Here is a 16993-nt window from a genome sequence, read left to right as displayed (position 1 = left end):
ACCAAACCGTCAACCGGACCATTAGAATTTGCTGAATCTCCTGCCTTGACCCCAAGCTGCGTAGGAATAGCACTCACCGCCATGCCTCCAAAGGCCCAACCAGCAGAATTTCCATGCGTTTCGTCAATCAGTGACACAAGGATTGGGGCAAGAGTTTGTCCTTTTCCTAACTCTCACAATGACATTAGAATGGTCGAATATGACGCGAATCTCATCGGAAACTGTGCGCAGCGTAAATGGATGTAGACGAAAGAAACCACTTCGCCGGCTTGGTAAAGGCAGTGGCCGATGAGCGCGATCAGGCAGCTTTTACCGTGCTGTTCGATTATTACGCGCCGCGTTTGAAATCCTGGCTGGTGAAACGGTCAATGCGACCCGACGATGCCGAGGAACTCGTCCAGGAGGTGATGGCCGTACTCTGGCACCGCGCCGCTCTCTACGATCCGGCCCGATCCTCCTTGTCCACCTGGCTTTTTCGTATCGCCCGCAACCGCCGCATCGACGCGGAACGTCGTGGGAGGCACAAGCAGCTGGACGTTTACGAACCCCTCTTTTTCGTAACCGAGGCACCGGGCGCCGATACGATCTTCGAAGGCGAGGAGCGGGATGCCCAGGTGCGCGCAGCCCTTGCCGGTATCCCCGGCGAACAGATGGAACTGGTGCGGGCGGCTTTCTTCCTCGGCCAGTCCCATTCGGAAATCGCCTCGTCCACGGGTCTTCCGCTCGGCACGGTGAAGTCGCGAATCAGGCTCGCCTTCGAGCGCCTGCGAAGAGTTCTCGACGATCCTTCAGAGGGATAGGCCCCTTTAAGACTATTTGCCGCGCACGCCGTCGGCGATGTCCGGATTGTCCATGAGCGCCAGATCGGCAGCCTCATAGTGGCGGTCGGCAATGTGCCCCTGGATCATCCGGAAAGCGGCGGCGAGCACCGCGACATCGTCAGTGAAGCCGACAAGGACGAACATGTCCGGCAAGAAATCGATCGGCATCACGAAATAGGCGAGCGCCGCAAGCAGCACGCCGCGCACCCGCGTCGGCGTCCGCCGATCGATCGCGCAATAATAGGCGGCGATCAGGTCGCGGCTGAACGGCACCTGCCGGACGGCCCGCTTCAGGGTCGGCCAGAACTTGGCGCGGACCCGCCGCTCGCGGCGCTCTTGCGTGTCCACGTCACCCGGCAGCAGTATTTCGCCGATCTTCACGTCGTCCATGATCGCTCCGTTCGCTCAACGTGTGCCCACCCAATATGGGCTCTCGACCATGAAGTTCAATTGCGGCGCAAGGATGCCTTGTCCATCGCCCGGGCCAGCTTGAAGTCGATGTTGGTCAGGCTTTTCGTATCATGAGTGGTCAGCAGCACATCGACCCGCGAATAGACGTTCGACCATTCCGGATGATGATTGAGCTTCTCGGCAGACAGCGCGCATTCGGCCATGAAACCGAACGCCTCGATGAAGGTCTTGAACTTGAAGCTCTTGAAGATCGCATCGCCTTGCGGCTTCAGCTCCCAGCCTTGAAGTGTCGCAAGTTCGCGCTCGACGGCGGCCGCGTCCAGCTTTTCGTAGTTCATCGCCCAACCTTCCTTTCGGATTAAAGGAGGCTCTTCACCGGCTCCATACCGGTTCCATGTCGCCTGCATGGGCCTGGCCGTAGCTCGCCTCCTGCAGCGGGAAGATTTCCTCCGTCAGATAAGGCCCGCCACCGACCGATTCCTTCGACGACAGCAGCACGAAACGCGGCACTGTGAAGGGCGCCGTATAGAAATTGCCGCGGCCGGCAAGGTAGTGGACCACATCGTCCAGCCGGCAATTCTTCAGCCGCGCCAGCGTCACATGCGGGGTGAACTTGCGGGGATCCGGCGGCAAGCCGATGCGCTGGCAGATCCGTTCGATCTCCGCCTGCAGCGCGTAGATTTCCGGGGACGGCGAAACGCCCGCCCAGATGGAATGCGGCTTTTTCGACCCGAAGGAGCCGATCCCGGTCAGCGTCGCCTGGAATTCCGGACGGTCGATGCGGTCCAGCCGGCTGACGATCTCGTCGGCGGTGCGACCGTCGACATCGCCGATGAAGCGCAGGGTGATGTGGTAGTTTTCGACGTCGATCCACCGGGCACCGGGGATCCCACCGCGCAGGAGAGAGAGACTCATCGCTACATTGCGCGGAACTTCGAGGGCGGTGAAAAGTCTCGGCATAGGGACCTCCTCGAATCTTTTGCAGATGCTAACAGCGAATCACGCAACGAGGTTCCGCGCAAGCTGTTATTTTCCCGTATCCTTAATAGCCCCCAGGAAGCTTTCGACAGGTCGAAGCGTCTTTTCGACCATCACAGCAACCCCTTTGGCGTTCGGATGCATGCCGTCCGAGAGCTGCAGGTTGGAAAACGTCGTGACCCCATCCAGAAAAAACGGATAGAGTGGCACCGCATATTTCTCCGCCAGCCGCTTGTAGATCGGGTTGAACTTTTCGGCGTAATCGCCCCCCATGTTCGGCGGCGCCAGGATGCCGATCAGGAGCACCGGGATCTTCCGCCCCTTCAGCCGTGCCAGGATCGCATCGAGGTTCTTTTCGGACTGATCGGGGGAGATGCCGCGCAGCGCGTCGTTGGCGCCGAGTTCGAGGATCACGCCATCGGTACCGTCCGGCACCGACCAGTCGATACGCGCGAGCCCGCCCGCCGTCGTATCCCCGGAAACGCCCGCATTGGTGACCACGACATTCTGCCCCTTGGCTTTCAACGCCGCCTCGAGCTGAGCCGTGTAGGATTCAGAAGGCGCAAGCTGGTAACCCGCCATCAGGCTGTCGCCGAAACCGACGAGCTGGATCGCCCTATCCTGCGCGGCAGCCGGCAATGCAGCCAGCGCCAAAGCGGACATGACGATGAAGTGAAGCAGGCTTGCTTTAAAACTCACGATCCGTCTCCTAGATTGGTCGCTACCGCAACGCGGTGTTCGGGTTACGCTTCACGCCTATATAGGACGGTTCGATTTGACTAAAACCATCATCACGCTGAAGAAAGCCGATCTGACCTTGGGCAGCGCGGCCGCCTCGGTGCATGTGCTGAAGCAGATCGATCTCGAAATCCGCGCCGGCGAAGCCGTCGGCATCGTCGGGCCTTCAGGCTCCGGCAAGTCGACGCTGCTGATGGTCCTGGCCGGTCTCGAACGGCCGGACAGCGGCGAGATCGTCATCAACGGCGCTCCCCTTCATTCCCTGTCCGAAGACAGGCTCGCGGATTTCCGCGGCCGCAATATCGGCATCGTCTTCCAGTCCTTCCATCTGATCGCCAACATGACGGCGCTCGAAAACGTCGCCGTGCCGCTCGAACTCGCCAATGTGAAGGACGCATTCGAGATCGCGAAACGCGAGCTAACCGCCGTCGGCCTCGGCGAGCGGCTGAGCCACTATCCCGGCCAGCTTTCCGGCGGCGAGCAGCAGCGCGTCGCGATCGCCCGTGCGCTCGCCCCCTCGCCCTCGGTGCTGATCGCCGACGAACCGACCGGCAATCTCGACACCGAGACCGGCCGCCAGATCGCCGATCTGCTATTCTCGAAACAGGCCGAGCGCGGCATGACCATGCTGCTCGTTACCCACGACAACGCGCTCGCCGCCCGCTGCTCGCGCCAGATCCGCGTCCGCTCCGGCGAGATCGTCGGCGACAGCGCCACCGCCCATCACCCGGTCCAGGCGGTCTCGGCATGAGGCAGGCCTTTCCGCGCCTCTCGATTTCCTTCCGCCTGGCGCTGCGCGAGATGCGCGGCGGCCTGGCCGGTTTCTACATCTTCCTCGCCTGCATCGCGCTCGGCACCGGGGCGATCGCCGCGGTCAATTCCGTCTCGCGCGCCATCACCGGCGCCATCGCCTCCCAGGGCCAGGAAATCCTTGCCGGCGACATTCGTTTCGAACTGAACAACCGCGAGGCCACCGACCAGGAACGCGCGTTCCTGACGAGCCTCGGCAAGGTCTCCGTCTCCACCAGCCTGCGCTCGATGGCCCGCAAGCCTGACGGTTCCGAACAGGCACTGGTCGAGGTCAAGGCGGTGGACGACGCCTATCCGCTCTACGGCAGCTTTGGTGCCGAACCTTCCGCACCGCTGTCCGATCTTCTGGGCCGGCGGGGAGAAACATTTGGCGCGCTGGCAGCCCCGCTTCTGCTGGAACGCCTCGGCCTCAAGGACGGGGATCAGCTTCTGCTCGGCAATGCCCGGTTGACATTGCGCGGCACGATCACCGCCGAGCCCGATGCGCTTTCGGACGGTTTCGGCTTTGCACCGCGCCTGATCGTCAGCCGTGAGGCGCTCGCTGTCTCCGGCCTGATCACCACCGGCAGCCTCGTCGAACATGCCTACAAGGTGCGGCTCGACGATCCCTCGATCCGCTCGACGCTTGCCGCCCGCGCCAACCGGGAGTTCCCGAGCGCCGGCTGGTCGGTCCGCACCAGCGATCGGGCCGCCCCCTCGCTGACCGAAAACGTCGACCGCTTTTCGCAATTCCTGACGCTCGTGGGCCTGACGGCATTGATCGTCGGCGGCGTCGGCGTCGCCAATGCCGTGCGCGCCTTCCTCGATGCCAAGCGCACCACGATTGCCACCTTCAAGTGCCTGGGCGCGCCGGCCTCGGTCGTGACGATGATCTATCTCATACAGATCATGCTGCTCGCGGTGATCGGCATCCTGATCGGCCTCGTCATCGGCGCGATCTCGCCCTTCGTCGCGCTGCAGTTTCTCGAAGGCATGCTGCCGGTTCCGAAGGAGGTCACCTTCTACCCCTTACCGCTGGCGCTTGCCGCACTGTTCGGCATCCTGATCACCTTCGCCTTCGCCGTCCTGCCGCTCGGCCATGCCCGCGAAGTGCCGGCAACCGCCCTCTTCCGCGAACAGAGTTTCGACAATACCCGCCTTCCCTCCTGGCCGTATCTCCTCGCCGCCGGCCTGGCGCTTGCGGCCCTGGCGGCACTTGCGATCGTCTCGGCGGAAGAACGTTTCATCGCCTCGGTTTTCCTCGCCGCCGTCGCCGGCGCCTTCGTGCTGCTACGCCTGGTCGCGGCGCTGATCGCCGCGCTTGCCAAAAGAAGCCCGCGGGTGAACTCGCCGGCGCTCAGGCTGGCGATCGGCAATATCCACCGGCCCGGCGCGCTGACACCGTCGGTCGTGCTGTCGCTCGGCCTCGGCCTTGCGCTGCTCGTGACGCTGGCGCTGATCGACGGCAACATGCGCCGCCAGCTGACCGGCAGCATAGCCCAGCAGGCGCCGAATTTCTTCTTCGTCGATATCCAGGGATCCGAGCGCGAAGGCTTCGTCAACATCCTGAAACAGCAGGCGCCGGAGGGTGCGATCACCCAGGTGCCCATGCTGCGCGGAAGAATCCTTGCCTTCAACGGCCAGGACGTGACCCAGATGAGCGTGCCGCCGGCCGGCCGCTGGGTGTTGCGCGGCGACCGCGGCATCACCTACGAGAACAAGCTGCCGTCGAATTCGGCGCTGACGGCGGGCCAGTGGTGGGCCGCCGACTATACCGGCGAGCCGCTCGTCTCCTTCTCGGCGGAAGAGGCCGGCGAACTCGGCCTGAAACTCGGCGATACCGTCACCGTCAACGTGCTCGGCCGCAACATCACCGCCCGCATCGCCAATTTCCGGAAGGTGCAATGGGAATCGCTGTCGATCAATTTCGTGATGATCTTCTCGCCCAATACCTTCCGCGGCGCACCGCATGCCTGGCTCGCGACGCTCAGCGATCCCAAGGCCACCGCCCAGCAGGAAGCCTCGATCCTGCGCGCCGTCACCAACGCCTATCCGACCATCACCAGCGTCAGGGTCAAGGATGCGATCAATATCATAGACCAGCTCGTCGGCCAGCTCGCGACCGCGATCCGGGCTGCGGCGGCGGTTGCGCTGATCGCCTCCGTGCTGGTGCTTGCCGGTGCGCTGGCGGCGGGCAACCGGGCACGCACCCATGACGCGGTCATCCTGAAAACGCTCGGCGGCACGCGCAGCATGCTGATGCGCGCCTTCAGCTACGAATACATGATCCTCGGAACGGCGACCGCGCTCTTCGCGCTTCTCGCCGGCGGCCTCTCTGCATGGTTCGTCGTCAGCCGGATCATGCGGCTCCAATCGGCCTTCCTGCCCGATATTGCAGTGCTGACGCTCGCCGTTTCGCTGGTCCTGACCGTCGGGATAGGCCTTGCCGGCACCTGGCGCATATTAGGGCAGAAGGCCGCACCGGTGCTGCGTGAGCTCTAATTCTCCCGCAGGTAGTATTTCTCGTTAACTCTCTGATCAAAATCCCGTCAGAACGTCCCATAGGTTGCTAAAGGGGCCTGATAGCTTGCGTTTTTCGCTTGCCGCACCTCTTGTATGTGAAGCGATCTCGCATCATATTTATGCGCAGGCTTGCTGGAGCTCCGCAGCGGCGCCTGGGTCCGAAAAAAGGGGGCCCGACACCGTGAATAATTCCGGAGCTTAAAGAGGAAACAATGGCTGACTTTAACAACTACCAGACCCGGGTGGCGCAGGGTCGCGCCCAGTCCGGCGCGATGATCGATGAAGGCCTGCGCGCCTACATGCTTAAGGTCTACAACCTGATGGCTGTCGGCTTGGCTATCACCGGTATCGCCGCCTATGGTATTTCGGCCCTCGCAACAACGACCGATGCGGCCGCAGCTGTCGCCCGGCTTCCGAACGGCATCCTGTTGACCAGCCTCGGCGCTGCGATCTACGGTTCGCCGCTTCGCTGGGTCGTCATGCTCGCACCGCTCGCGGTGGTGTTCTTCCTGAGCTTCCGCGTTCATAAGATGAGCGTCAGCTCGGCACAGGCCACCTTCTGGGGCTACGCGGCGCTGATGGGTCTCTCCCTGTCGTCGATCTTCCTGATCTACACTTCGCAGAGCATCGTGCAGACGTTCTTCATCACGGCAGCCTCCTTCGGCGCCCTGTCGCTTTATGGCTACACGACGAAGAGAAGCCTGTCGGGCATGGGCTCGTTCCTGATCATGGGCCTGTTCGGCCTGATCATCGCCTCGATCGTCAACATCTTCCTGGGTTCCGCCCCGCTCGCTTGGGCGATCTCGGTCATCGGTGTTCTCATCTTCGCAGGCCTCACCGCCTACGACACGCAGAAGATCAAGGAAATGTACTTTGACGGCGACGACGTCGCGGTAGCTGGCCGCAAGGCCATCATGGGCGCTCTGACCCTCTACCTCGACTTCATCAACCTCTTCACGTTCCTCCTCCAGTTCCTGGGCAACCGGAACAACTAATTCGAGGAATACGAACAGGAAAAAGGCGGCCTCCGGGCCGCCTTTTTTATTGCCCGGCTTCGCGCCGCAGCATAGTCTTTGGCCATTCCTTTCAACGGCCTGAATCTCAATGACATTCCATCTCCGTGACGCCTCCTCCGCCGATCTTCCGACAATCACCGAAATCTATCGCGACAGCGTGCTGAACGGCACGGCGAGCTACGAGATCCTGCCCCCGGACCAGGCGGAGATGGCGGCCCGCTTCGAGGCGATCCGGGCCAAGGGTTATCCCTATATCGCGGCGGAACAGCACGACGGCACCCTTCTCGGTTATGCCTACGCATCGGCCTTCCGGACCCGCCCGGCCTATCGCTGGCTGGTCGAGGACTCGATCTACCTGGCGCCGGAAGCGCGCGGCAAGGGCGTCGGCAAGGCGCTGCTGAAAGAATTGCTCGTGCGTTGCGAGGCGCTCGGTTTCCGCCAGATGGTCGCCGTCATCGGCGGCGCAAGCCCGGCCTCCGTGGCGCTCCATCGCGGCCTCGGCTTCGAGCTGACCGGCACCCTGAAAGGCACCGGCTTCAAGCACGGGAAATGGCAGGATACGGTGCTGATGCAGGTCGCCCTTGGCGAAGGCAATGAAACCGATCCGGATCCGGAGACCTATCCCGGTTCGCTGTTTACCGAATAGGACGCCGCCTCAATCGATCAGTTTCAGCACCTTGTCGAACACCTTGAGCACCTGCGGCAGCTCATGGCCGCGCTTCATGATCAGGCCATGGGTGTTCATGACGGAAAAGGCGCCCTGCTTGGCTGCAAGCTTCGGATTCTTCTCTATCCGGAAGAGCGGGGTTTCGCCGGAGCGTTTGAAGACGGAGAACACGGCCCGATCCTTGAGGTGGTCGATCGCGTAGTCCTTCCACTCCCCTTCGCCGACCATTCGGCCGTAAATCCTTAAGATCGCATCGAGTTCTCGCCGATGGAAGGTGACCGGGGCGGGATCGCGGTTCTGCCGATAATCACTGAGATCGACGACAACGGCTGTGTCCTGGGGTCTCTGTCCCCCCGGCAAATCCGGCTGATCTGTCATCAAGACTCCCAAATCGTCAAATGTCAGAGATATGACAGTGTGCCTGAGAGGCGGTAAAAATCAACCCCGGCAATCTCGCCCGGAACGAACCGCACGATTTTATTCTTGCCCCATTTCGAACAAAAGAGTGCCCGATTTCGAAGCGAGATTGGCATCGTTGGTTGGCGCCGTTTTCAGCGCCATATGGCCCGGTCTGGTGCATTGACCCTTACCCCCAGCCCCCCAATGTTATTGGATCGGGCCGCCAACAAGAACTCACGCACAATTCGGCAAGCCAGGACCCCGACCGCGGTCAATATTTCTTGCGGCCTGCCATCAGCACCGTCGCGCCGAGAATCGCTGCCGGCTCGCCGCCCGGACCGGATGTCTGCAGCAGGATCGCGCAGCCATCCTTCTTCGACTTGCCCATCAGCTTGCCGGGCAAGGTCAGCTTCATGCTCTGGCCGTTCCATGTGCCGACCGACTGGACGTCGTAGACGGCGTGCCAATATTCCATCGTCTTGCCGCTGTTTTCACCCTTGGTGACATCCACCAGCTGGCGCTTTGTGAAATAGGCGACGACGACGTCCGCCTGTCCTTTGCCGTCGCCGATCTCGATTTCGATTTCGTCGCCGCGCATCGCCGCGGTGACCGGGACGTCGAGCCCCTTGCCGTTCTGGCCGAGTGTCTTCACCTTGTCGTTGATGACCGTGAGGTCGGTGCCCTTGACATGGTCGCGGCCGTTGATGAGGGCCTGCGGGGTGTAGACGCCGCTACGCCCGAGCGTCTTGGCATAGCCATATTGCCGCTCGGTATTTTCCCTGGAGCTCAGCGTGTCGGTCCAGCCGAGATAGTTCCAATAGTCGACGTGGTAGGACAGCACGACCATGTCTCCCTGTGCTACCAACTCGCCCAGGGCGGCATCGGCGGGCGGGCAGGAGGAGCAGCCTTGAGAGGTGAAAAGTTCGATCACGCCCTTCGGCGCCCTGACCTCTCCCGCAAACGCAGCGCCCGCATAAAACAGGCCCGCAACAAGGATTACGGAGCGAAAACGGAAGGGCATGGGTGGCAGACCTTTTTTATCAGGGAAACTGTTATCCACGATTGCTCGCGGCGATCAAGGGCCTAACGCACTGGATGGCGGAAAGTAACCACCGGGAACCTTCAAGAGAAAGTCACGAAGGGGTGAAGACCGGATAATTGATCGGCTTTCGAATGCGTTTGGTCGGACATCAAACTTCGCGAAAAATGCATCGAGGTCAAATCAGTTTGAGCAGGCCTTGAGTAAAATAAACGGCACCCACGCCGGTGACGATCCAGCGCGTCCAGGCGCGGAAATTCTGGTCGGTCATCCTCTGCAGGATATCGTTGCCGGCCCGTGCCCCGAGGATCGCGATCGGCGCCGCGACCAGCACCGCGATCCATTCGATGGTCGGCAGTTGCGAGGCCGCATTCCAGTAGAACACCACCTTCGTGGCATGCGAGGCGACCTGCATCGCCGCCTTGGTGGCGATCACCTTGCGCCGGTCCATCGTCGTGCGGATGAAGAAGATGTCGATCGTCGGCCCCGATACGCCGACGCCGACCGTCAAGGCGCCGGCGATCAACCCGCAGGCCAGCGCGTGCAAAGGTTTCGAGGCGTCGAGCTGCAGCTTCGACACCGGCATCCAGACGAGGATCGGCATCAGCCCGATGGCGATCGACACGACGATGAGATCCGGCTGGTAGTCGACGATCAGCAGGATGATGCTCGAAATGACCAGCCCCAGGCCCAGGATGCCGAGAATGCGGTAGTCGATATAGGCGCGGGAAAACCAGGCGCGCGACCCGTTCGAGACCATCTGGATGACGCCGTGGATGGCGATCGCGGTACTGACGGGGAAGAGGAAGAGCAGTACCCAGAGCAGGATCAACCCGCCCGCCATGCCGAAAATTCCCGAAAGCAGCGATGTCAGGAAAACGGTGACGGCCATTCCGGTGAGGATGACGACGGTCAAGGGCACGGGACCTTGGGGAGGACGATGTCACGCTGGGACAGGTGTACGGACATCGGATATCGGGAAGGAGATCCGCCGGAGGTTTCGCTCCGGCGGATGATGAGCGGAGTCGCCTTAGGCGGCGAGGTCGCGCAGAACGGTCTGCAGGATGCCGCCATTGTTCATGTAGACGACCTCGTCGAGCGTATCGATGCGGCAGAGGATGTTGATTTCCTTCACCGTGCCGTCGCCATAGGTGATCTTGGCGATCTTCCATTCGCGCGGCTTGATGTCGCCTTCGAGACCGAGAATCTCGACAGTCTCGTCGCCCTTGAGGCCGAGGCTGGCCCAGGTCGTACCCTCTTCGAAGACGAAGGGAACGACGCCCATGCCGACCAGGTTCGAGCGATGGATACGCTCGAAGGACTGGGCGATGACCGCCTTGACGCCGAGCAGGTTGGTGCCCTTCGCAGCCCAGTCGCGCGACGAGCCGTTGCCGTATTCGACGCCGGCGAAGATCACGAGCGGAACGCCCTCGGCCTTGTACTGCATGGCCGCGTCGTAGATCGACATCTCTTCCTTGGACGGATAGTGGAAGGTGTAGCCGCCTTCCTTGCCGTTCGGGCCGAGCATGTGGTTGCGGATGCGGATATTGGCGAAGGTGCCGCGCATCATCACTTCATGATTACCGCGGCGCGTGCCGTACTGGTTGAAGTCGGCAACGCCGACGCCATGGCCCGTCAGGTAAGCGCCGGCCGGCGAGGCAGCCTTGATCGAACCGGCCGGAGAGATGTGGTCGGTGGTGATCTTGTCGCCGAACAGACCGAGGACGCGGGCGCCCTTGATGTTCTTGAGGCCCGATCCGGTCTTGCCCATGCCGACGAAGTAGGGCGGGTTCTGCACATAGGTCGAATTGTCGTCCCAGGCATAGGTCTGGCCCGGGGGAACCTTGACCGCCTGCCAGTTCTCGTCACCCTTGAACACGTCCGCATACTTGGTTTCGTAGAGTTCGCGTGTGACGTATTTCAGGATGAACTCCTGGACTTCCTTCGAGGTCGGCCAGATGTCCTTGAGATAGACCGGGTTGCCGTTCTGGTCTTCGCCCAGTGGCTCGGACGTGAGGTCCTTCTGGACCGAACCGGCAAGTGCGTAAGCGACGACGAGCGGCGGCGAAGCGAGGTAGTTCGCCTGTACGTCCGGAGAAATACGGCCTTCGAAGTTACGGTTGCCCGAGAGCACGCCGGCGGCGATCAGGCCCTTGTCGTTGATGGTCTTGGAGATCGGTGCCGGCAGCGGGCCGGAATTGCCGATGCAGGTGGTGCAGCCGAAGCCGACGAGGTTGAAGCCGAGCTTGTCGAGATCGGCCTGCAGGCCGGACTTGGCAAGGTATTCGCCGACCACCTGGGATCCCGGTGCCAGCGACGTCTTGACCCACGGCTTGGACTTCAGGCCCTTGGCAACCGCGTTGCGGGCGAGAAGGCCGGCAGCGATCAGCACCGACGGGTTGGAGGTGTTGGTGCAGGAGGTGATCGCGGCAATCGCCACGTCGCCATGGCCAAGATCGAAATCCGTGCCTTCGACCGGGTAACGGTTATCGAGCTGGCCGGGCTTCTTGTACTCGGTATCGAGCGAACCGGCGAAGCCGGAAGCGATCTTGTCGAGCGAAATGCGGCCTTCCGGACGCTTCGGGCCGGCCATCGACGGCACGACGTCGTTGAGGTCGAGTTCGAGCGTGTCGGTGAAGACGAGGTCGGAACCGTCGCCTTCGCGCCACATGCCCTGGACCTTGGAATAGGCCTCGACCAGTGCGATCCGCTCCAGCGTGCGGCCGGACATCGTCAGGTAGTTGATGGTTTCGCCGTCTACGGGGAAGAAACCGCAGGTCGCGCCGTATTCCGGGCCCATGTTGCCGATCGTCGCGCGGTCGGCGAGCGGCATGTTGTCCATGCCCGGACCGAAGAATTCGACGAACTTGGAAACGACGCCCTTCTTGCGCAGCATCTGCACGACGGTCAGCACCAGGTCGGTCGCGGTGACGCCCTCCTTGAGCTTGCCGGTGAGCTTGAAGCCGATCACCTCAGGCAGAAGCATCGAGACCGGCTGGCCGAGCATGGAAGCTTCCGCTTCGATGCCGCCGACGCCCCAGCCGAGAACGCCGAGGCCGTTGATCATCGTGGTATGCGAATCGGTACCGACGCAGGTGTCCGGATAAGCGATCGTTTCGCCGTCCTCTTCCTTGGTCCAGACCGTCTGGCCGAGATATTCGAGGTTGACCTGGTGACAGATGCCGGTGCCCGGAGGAACGACGCGGAAATTCTTGAATGCCTGCTGGCCCCACTTCAGGAAGCGGTAGCGCTCGCCGTTGCGCTCGTATTCGAGCTCGACATTCTTCGCAAACGCGGTCGGCGTGCCGAATTCGTCGACGATGACCGAGTGGTCGATGACGAGGTCGACGGGAACGAGCGGGTTGATCTTTTCCGGATCGCCGCCGAGCGAGACCATCGCGTCGCGCATCGCGGCAAGGTCGACAACGGCGGGAACGCCGGTGAAGTCCTGCATCAGCACGCGGGCCGGACGGTAGGCGATTTCCGCTTCCGTGAGACCCTTGTTGTTCAGCCATTCGGCGACGGTGAGGATCTGTTCCTTGGTGACGGACTGGCCGTCTTCGAAGCGGAGCAGGTTTTCGAGCAGCACCTTCATGGAGAAGGGCAGCTTCGAGACGCCGGCAAGACCGTTTTGCTCAGCCTTGGGAAGGCTGTAGTAAACGTAATCCTTACCGCCTACGGTAAGGATGGAGCGACAATTGAAACTGTCGAGAGACTTAGCCACGGAATAAACCCCGCTGATTAAAGAGCCAACACGCGCGTGCGGACGCCTATGCACTTCATGCACATCAGGATGCGGGTACGACCATTTCCGCTGTCCGCACGAGAAGATTTTTTGGGATCTTCAGGTTCGGCGGAAGATTGAAATCACGCCGGCCGCTGGCGTGGTTGCAGTGCTTATAGATAATTTCTAAGAAGGGTTCCAGACGCTTGACGCGCATTCCGAATAAATTTTCGGATCGCGATGATTAAAATCTTAATGAAGGTCTCCGGCATGCGGCTTTTGGCCGAAAACTTGAGCGCAAGACGCGGCGAAGACCTGATTTTCACGGACGTCTCCTTTACCCTCGGAGCCGGTGAAAGCCTCGTCCTGACCGGCCGCAACGGATCCGGGAAGTCGACGCTTCTGCGCGTCGTGGCCGGATTGCTGCACCCGGAAACCGGTCGTGTCACCTGGACATCCGAGAGTGCCGAATCGGGAATTCGCGCCGCCGAGGCCTGTCACTACCTCGGCCACCGCAACGCGATGAAGGCGGAACTCTCCGTGGCTGAGAACCTCTCCTTCTGGAAGGATTTTTTCGGCGATGTGGAGGGCGGCAAGGGCATCTCTCCCGGCGAGGCCGCCGACGCTGTCGGGTTGGGCGGAATCATCCACCTGCCCTTCGGTTATCTCTCCGCCGGCCAGCAGCGCCGCATGGCGTTTGCCAAGCTGCTCGTCGCCTGGCGGCCCGTGTGGATCCTCGACGAGCCGACTGCGGCGCTCGATGTGAATGCGGAGGGCGTGTTCACGGAGTTGATCAATGCGCATCTTGTTGACGGCGGCATTGTGCTGGCGGCGACGCACCAGCCGCTGGGGCTGGAGCATGCGAGGGAACTGCGGATGACGGGGTTTGCAGGCGTCGCGGAGGGGAGATGGTGATCTTCCTGCCTCGTATTCCCCCCCTCTGCCCTGCCGGACCCCACCGCCTCCCCCGCAAGGGAATGGCTATGGTGTATGGGGCCTGGGACAGTGCCACACTCTTAACCCTCCCCCTTGTGGGGAGGGTGGCCGGCAGGCGGGAGGGGTCTTATGGAGACAGAAAACCCCTCCCCAACCCCTCCCCACAAGGGGGAGGGGCTCCTCGCACCCTCAGGCCCGCCGTCATCCGCCGCCCTCTCGCCGTCATCCTCAGGCTTGACCCGAGGATGACGGGAACTGAGCTCGGGGAGATGCCCGACAGGGCAGAGGGGGGTAAGCCCCAAATGCAAGGTCTCACGTCATGACCGCCCTCCTCCTCCGCGACCTCAAACTTTCCGTCCGCGCCGGCGGCGGCGCCCTGATCGGGGTCCTCTTCTTCATGACCGTCGTCGCCGTCATCCCTTTCGGCGTCGGTCCCGACCTCAACCTCCTCTCCCGCATCGGCCCGGCGATCGTCTGGATCGGCGCGCTGCTGTCTGCCCTGCTCGGCCTCGACCGCCTGTTCCAGACCGAGCGCGAGGACGGGTCGCTCGACCTGCTGCTGATGCAGGAACACCCGCTGGTCCTGACGGTGCTGATGAAATGCCTGGCTCACTGGCTCGGCAACGGCCTGCCGCTGGTGATCGCCTCGCCGCTGCTCGGGCTTTTCATGAATATGAACGAGGTGGCGATCGGCGCCACCATGCTGACGCTGCTCGTCGGCACGCCGGCGCTCACCTTCATCGGCGCAGTCGGCGCCGCTGTCGCGGTCGCCCTGCCGCGGGGCGGGCTGCTCGTTTCGATCCTCGTCCTGCCGCTTGCGGTGCCCGTGCTGATCTTCGGCGTCAGCGCTTCCTATGCGGCTGTGGAGGACCCTGCCCCGTTTATGCCGCCTTTCTTGATATTGGTGGCGATCACGATGTTTTTTGCCGTGCTCGGTCCGCTCGGCGCGGCACTGGCGTTGCGCAATGCCGGCGATTGACTAGAATCGGATTGACCGGGATCAAGCTGCTATTTCCGCGCGCAGATTAGAAAGTGCCCATGACCGACAGCCTCGCCATCAGCAAATTCAGCGATCTGGCCAACCCGACGCGGTTCCTGGCGCTCGCGGCCCGCATCCTGCCCTGGATGGCGGTGATCACCGTGATCCTGTTCGCAATCGGGCTCTACCTGACCTTCACCACCGAGGGCGATTACCAGCAGGGCCTGACGGTGCGTATCATGTATGTGCATGTGCCCTCCGCCTGGCTGTCGATGATGTGCTACACGGTGATGGCCGTTTCGGCGATCGGTACGCTGGTCTGGCGCCATCCGCTCGCCGACGTCAGCCACAAGGCGGCAGCCCCGCTCGGCGCCGCCTTCACGCTGATTGCTCTCGCCACCGGCTCGCTCTGGGGCCGGCCCATGTGGGGCACATGGTGGGTGTGGGACGCGCGGCTGACCTCGGTCTTTGTGCTGTTCCTGATGTATCTCGGCCTGATCGCGCTCAACCGCGCCATGGACGATCCTTCGCGGGCAGCGCGGGTGTCCGCCGTGCTGATCCTCGTCGGCTTCGTCAACATCCCGATCATCAAGTTCTCGGTCGACTGGTGGAATACGCTGCACCAACCGGCGAGCGTCATCCGCATGGGCGGCCCGACCATCGACCAGGAATTCCTCTGGCCGCTGCTGATCATGGCGATCGCTTTCACCATGCTGTTCTTCACCCTGCACGTGATGGCGATGCGCAACGAGATCTGGCGCCGCCGCGTCGCCGCCCAGCGGCGCATGGCCGCGCGCATGGCCGGCCATGTAACCGGCTCGGAGGCGTGAGTCATGAGCCATACCTTCTACATCGCCATGTCCTATGCCGTTTCGGCCGTCGTCATCCTCTGCCTGATCGCCTGGACCTGGCTCGACGGCCGCGCCCGACAAAAGGAGCTGACCGAACTCGAAGCCTCCGGTATCCGCCGCCGATCGGCACAGCCGAAGGGTGACGCGGCATGAGTATCGAGACCGAAAACCAGCCGGCCACGCGCAAAAGCCTGGCGCGGTATGCACTGCCGCTCATCCCGTTGGCGATCTTTCTCGGCTTTGCAGCGGTCGCCGGCAAGATGCTCTACGACCAGGACGTCAACGGCCGCGACGTCTCGGCCATACCTTCCGCCCTGATCGGCAAGAAAGCCCCTTCGCTGGCGCTCCCGCCGCTGGAAGGTTCAAACACCGCAGCCCTGACGACCGCGGCGATCGGCGGCAAGCTGACGCTCGTCAACGTCTTCGCCTCCTGGTGCGTGCCCTGCCGGCAGGAACACCCGATCCTCAAGGAACTGGCGAACGACAGCCGGCTCACCATCGTCGGCATCAACTACAAGGACCGCAACGACAACGCGCTGCGTTTCCTTGGCGAACTCGGCAACCCCTACAAGGCGATCGGCGTGGATCCGAACGGCAAGGCGGCGATCGACTGGGGTGTCTACGGCATTCCGGAAAGTTATCTGGTCGCGCCCGACGGCACGATCCTCTACAAGCGCGTCGGTCCGTTCGATCAGCGCAGCCTGACGCAGGATCTCCTGCCGGCGATCGAGAAGGCCGGGGCAGGACGCTGAACGGGAGCCGGTCGGGCGACCGGGATGTCCCAAAGCGACCGAGGTTTTTTTGCTGCGTTCCCTCCTTCGAAGATCATTCGATCTCAGCGTGAAGAAGCACTTTTGGCCGCGCGGGACGTCTTGTCCGGCGCGGTTCTGGTTTGGGAATGGAGCAGGCGGGGTATCTCGGTATTAGGTATTCAGGCTTTCCGCCTGCCCCGACCGTTTCCTGCAGCTTTCCGGGAGTTGTCAGTTCCCGTTCCACCACGTTCGACAGCCATCACCGGCAACCGGGGTCCGAAAACCCTGAGGAGGAGGCCGGTTCGCGAACCCGGTTTCCCATCCGATGACGGGGCGATTATCGGGTTGTTCCGGGGAGGCGGGGATGGAG

At 62.4% G+C, this 16993-nt stretch carries 18 protein-coding genes; 10 read left to right on the top strand and 8 right to left on the bottom strand.

The window, feature by feature from the left end:
- The first annotated feature begins 236 nt into the window (after nt 1–236).
- Nucleotides 237–800 (top strand): sigma-70 family RNA polymerase sigma factor, encoded by a 564-nt coding sequence (locus ABCW43_RS15325; RefSeq protein ID WP_345925902.1) that lies wholly within the window; start codon nt 237–239, stop codon nt 798–800.
- Nucleotides 801–812: 12 nt separating this feature from the next.
- Here the strand turns inward: ABCW43_RS15325 and ABCW43_RS15320 are convergent, their stop codons facing one another.
- The 4 genes from ABCW43_RS15320 to ABCW43_RS15305 form a co-directional block, all read right to left on the bottom strand.
- Entirely contained in the window at nt 813–1211 is a 399-nt protein-coding gene (locus ABCW43_RS15320; RefSeq protein WP_345925900.1) for a YkvA family protein, read from the bottom strand.
- 56 nt (nt 1212–1267) lie between these two features.
- Nucleotides 1268–1570, bottom strand: a complete 303-nt coding sequence (locus tag ABCW43_RS15315) for a 4a-hydroxytetrahydrobiopterin dehydratase (RefSeq protein WP_345925898.1) — start codon at nt 1568–1570, stop codon at nt 1268–1270.
- 34 nt (nt 1571–1604) lie between these two features.
- Nucleotides 1605–2192: an RNA 2',3'-cyclic phosphodiesterase gene (thpR, locus tag ABCW43_RS15310; RefSeq protein WP_345925896.1), complete on the bottom strand. Its 588-nt coding sequence runs from the start codon at nt 2190–2192 to the stop codon at nt 1605–1607.
- A gap of 66 nt (nt 2193–2258) precedes the next feature.
- Nucleotides 2259–2909, bottom strand: coding sequence for an arylesterase (locus ABCW43_RS15305; protein ID WP_345925894.1), 651 nt, complete (start codon nt 2907–2909; stop codon nt 2259–2261).
- Between the two features lie 76 nt (nt 2910–2985).
- Between ABCW43_RS15305 and ABCW43_RS15300 the strand changes: the two genes are divergently transcribed.
- From ABCW43_RS15300 to ABCW43_RS15285, 4 genes are all read left to right on the top strand, one after another.
- Nucleotides 2986–3699 carry an ABC transporter ATP-binding protein gene (locus ABCW43_RS15300; protein ID WP_345925892.1) on the top strand — a complete coding sequence of 238 codons (714 nt, stop codon included), beginning with the start codon at nt 2986–2988 and terminating at the stop codon, nt 3697–3699.
- Complete coding sequence (locus ABCW43_RS15295) at nt 3696–6239, top strand: ABC transporter permease (protein ID WP_345925891.1); 2544 nt, start codon at nt 3696–3698, stop codon at nt 6237–6239. The genes ABCW43_RS15300 and ABCW43_RS15295 overlap by 4 nt, the downstream gene beginning before the upstream one ends.
- Nucleotides 6240–6472: 233 nt before the next feature.
- Nucleotides 6473–7255 (top strand): Bax inhibitor-1/YccA family protein, encoded by a 783-nt coding sequence (locus tag ABCW43_RS15290; RefSeq protein WP_345925889.1) that lies wholly within the window; start codon nt 6473–6475, stop codon nt 7253–7255.
- 109 nt (nt 7256–7364) lie between these two features.
- Complete coding sequence (locus tag ABCW43_RS15285; protein ID WP_345925887.1) at nt 7365–7922, top strand: GNAT family N-acetyltransferase; 558 nt, start codon at nt 7365–7367, stop codon at nt 7920–7922.
- A gap of 9 nt (nt 7923–7931) precedes the next feature.
- Here the strand turns inward: ABCW43_RS15285 and ABCW43_RS15280 are convergent, their stop codons facing one another.
- The 4 genes from ABCW43_RS15280 to acnA all read right to left on the bottom strand — a co-directional run bounded on the left by ABCW43_RS15280 (nt 7932) and on the right by acnA (nt 13105).
- Nucleotides 7932–8321 (bottom strand): DUF2794 domain-containing protein, encoded by a 390-nt coding sequence (locus ABCW43_RS15280; RefSeq protein WP_345925885.1) that lies wholly within the window; start codon nt 8319–8321, stop codon nt 7932–7934.
- Between the two features lie 292 nt (nt 8322–8613).
- Entirely contained in the window at nt 8614–9363 is a 750-nt protein-coding gene (locus ABCW43_RS15275; RefSeq protein WP_345925884.1) for a DUF1223 domain-containing protein, read from the bottom strand.
- A gap of 196 nt (nt 9364–9559) precedes the next feature.
- Nucleotides 9560–10303 (bottom strand): sulfite exporter TauE/SafE family protein, encoded by a 744-nt coding sequence (locus tag ABCW43_RS15270; RefSeq protein ID WP_345925882.1) that lies wholly within the window; start codon nt 10301–10303, stop codon nt 9560–9562.
- A gap of 108 nt (nt 10304–10411) precedes the next feature.
- Nucleotides 10412–13105, bottom strand: coding sequence for an aconitate hydratase AcnA (gene acnA / locus ABCW43_RS15265; protein ID WP_345925880.1), 2694 nt, complete (start codon nt 13103–13105; stop codon nt 10412–10414).
- A gap of 270 nt (nt 13106–13375) precedes the next feature.
- Between acnA and ccmA the strand changes: the two genes are divergently transcribed.
- From ccmA to ABCW43_RS15240, 5 genes are all read left to right on the top strand, one after another.
- Nucleotides 13376–14020 carry a heme ABC exporter ATP-binding protein CcmA gene (gene ccmA / locus ABCW43_RS15260; protein ID WP_345926235.1) on the top strand — a complete coding sequence of 215 codons (645 nt, stop codon included), beginning with the start codon at nt 13376–13378 and terminating at the stop codon, nt 14018–14020.
- 340 nt (nt 14021–14360) lie between these two features.
- Entirely contained in the window at nt 14361–15020 is a 660-nt protein-coding gene (ccmB, locus tag ABCW43_RS15255; RefSeq protein WP_345925879.1) for a heme exporter protein CcmB, read from the top strand.
- 59 nt (nt 15021–15079) lie between these two features.
- On the top strand, nt 15080–15850 hold the full coding sequence (locus ABCW43_RS15250; RefSeq protein ID WP_345925877.1) for a heme ABC transporter permease: 771 nt from the start codon (nt 15080–15082) through the stop codon (nt 15848–15850).
- A 3-nt stretch (nt 15851–15853) separates the two neighbouring features.
- The gene (gene ccmD / locus ABCW43_RS15245) at nt 15854–16024 is read left to right on the top strand and encodes a heme exporter protein CcmD (protein WP_345925875.1); all 171 of its coding nucleotides are present in this window, start codon (nt 15854–15856) and stop codon (nt 16022–16024) included.
- A complete protein-coding gene (locus ABCW43_RS15240) occupies nt 16021–16623 on the top strand; it encodes a DsbE family thiol:disulfide interchange protein (protein WP_345925873.1) in 603 nt (200 codons plus the stop codon). Before ccmD ends, ABCW43_RS15240 begins: the two co-directional genes overlap by 4 nt.
- The last annotated feature ends 370 nt before the right edge of the window (nt 16624–16993 follow it).

This window comes from Neorhizobium tunisiense (assembly GCF_039631515.1).
Lineage (GTDB): Bacteria > Pseudomonadota > Alphaproteobacteria > Rhizobiales > Rhizobiaceae > Neorhizobium.
Note: the sequence above shows the minus strand (reverse complement) of the source record. Positions and strands in the feature narration are given on the sequence as shown.

What these genes read in the sequence shown, in the direction of transcription:
- ABCW43_RS15250 (WP_345925877.1), top strand. Translation starts at nt 15,080, where the DNA reads ATGACCGACAGCCTCGCCATCAGCAAATTCAGCGATCTGGCCAACCCG.
- ABCW43_RS15280 (WP_345925885.1), bottom strand. Translation starts at nt 8,321, where the DNA reads ATGACAGATCAGCCGGATTTGCCGGGGGGACAGAGACCCCAGGACACA.
- ABCW43_RS15275 (WP_345925884.1), bottom strand. Translation starts at nt 9,363, where the DNA reads ATGCCCTTCCGTTTTCGCTCCGTAATCCTTGTTGCGGGCCTGTTTTAT.
- ccmB (WP_345925879.1), top strand. Translation starts at nt 14,361, where the DNA reads ATGACCGCCCTCCTCCTCCGCGACCTCAAACTTTCCGTCCGCGCCGGC.
- ABCW43_RS15240 (WP_345925873.1), top strand. Translation starts at nt 16,021, where the DNA reads ATGAGTATCGAGACCGAAAACCAGCCGGCCACGCGCAAAAGCCTGGCG.
- thpR (WP_345925896.1), bottom strand. Translation starts at nt 2,192, where the DNA reads ATGCCGAGACTTTTCACCGCCCTCGAAGTTCCGCGCAATGTAGCGATG.
- ABCW43_RS15285 (WP_345925887.1), top strand. Translation starts at nt 7,365, where the DNA reads ATGACATTCCATCTCCGTGACGCCTCCTCCGCCGATCTTCCGACAATC.
- ABCW43_RS15295 (WP_345925891.1), top strand. Translation starts at nt 3,696, where the DNA reads ATGAGGCAGGCCTTTCCGCGCCTCTCGATTTCCTTCCGCCTGGCGCTG.
- ABCW43_RS15325 (WP_345925902.1), top strand. Translation starts at nt 237, where the DNA reads ATGGATGTAGACGAAAGAAACCACTTCGCCGGCTTGGTAAAGGCAGTG.
- ABCW43_RS15315 (WP_345925898.1), bottom strand. Translation starts at nt 1,570, where the DNA reads ATGAACTACGAAAAGCTGGACGCGGCCGCCGTCGAGCGCGAACTTGCG.
- ABCW43_RS15320 (WP_345925900.1), bottom strand. Translation starts at nt 1,211, where the DNA reads ATGGACGACGTGAAGATCGGCGAAATACTGCTGCCGGGTGACGTGGAC.
- ABCW43_RS15290 (WP_345925889.1), top strand. Translation starts at nt 6,473, where the DNA reads ATGGCTGACTTTAACAACTACCAGACCCGGGTGGCGCAGGGTCGCGCC.
- ccmD (WP_345925875.1), top strand. Translation starts at nt 15,854, where the DNA reads ATGAGCCATACCTTCTACATCGCCATGTCCTATGCCGTTTCGGCCGTC.
- ccmA (WP_345926235.1), top strand. Translation starts at nt 13,376, where the DNA reads ATGCGGCTTTTGGCCGAAAACTTGAGCGCAAGACGCGGCGAAGACCTG.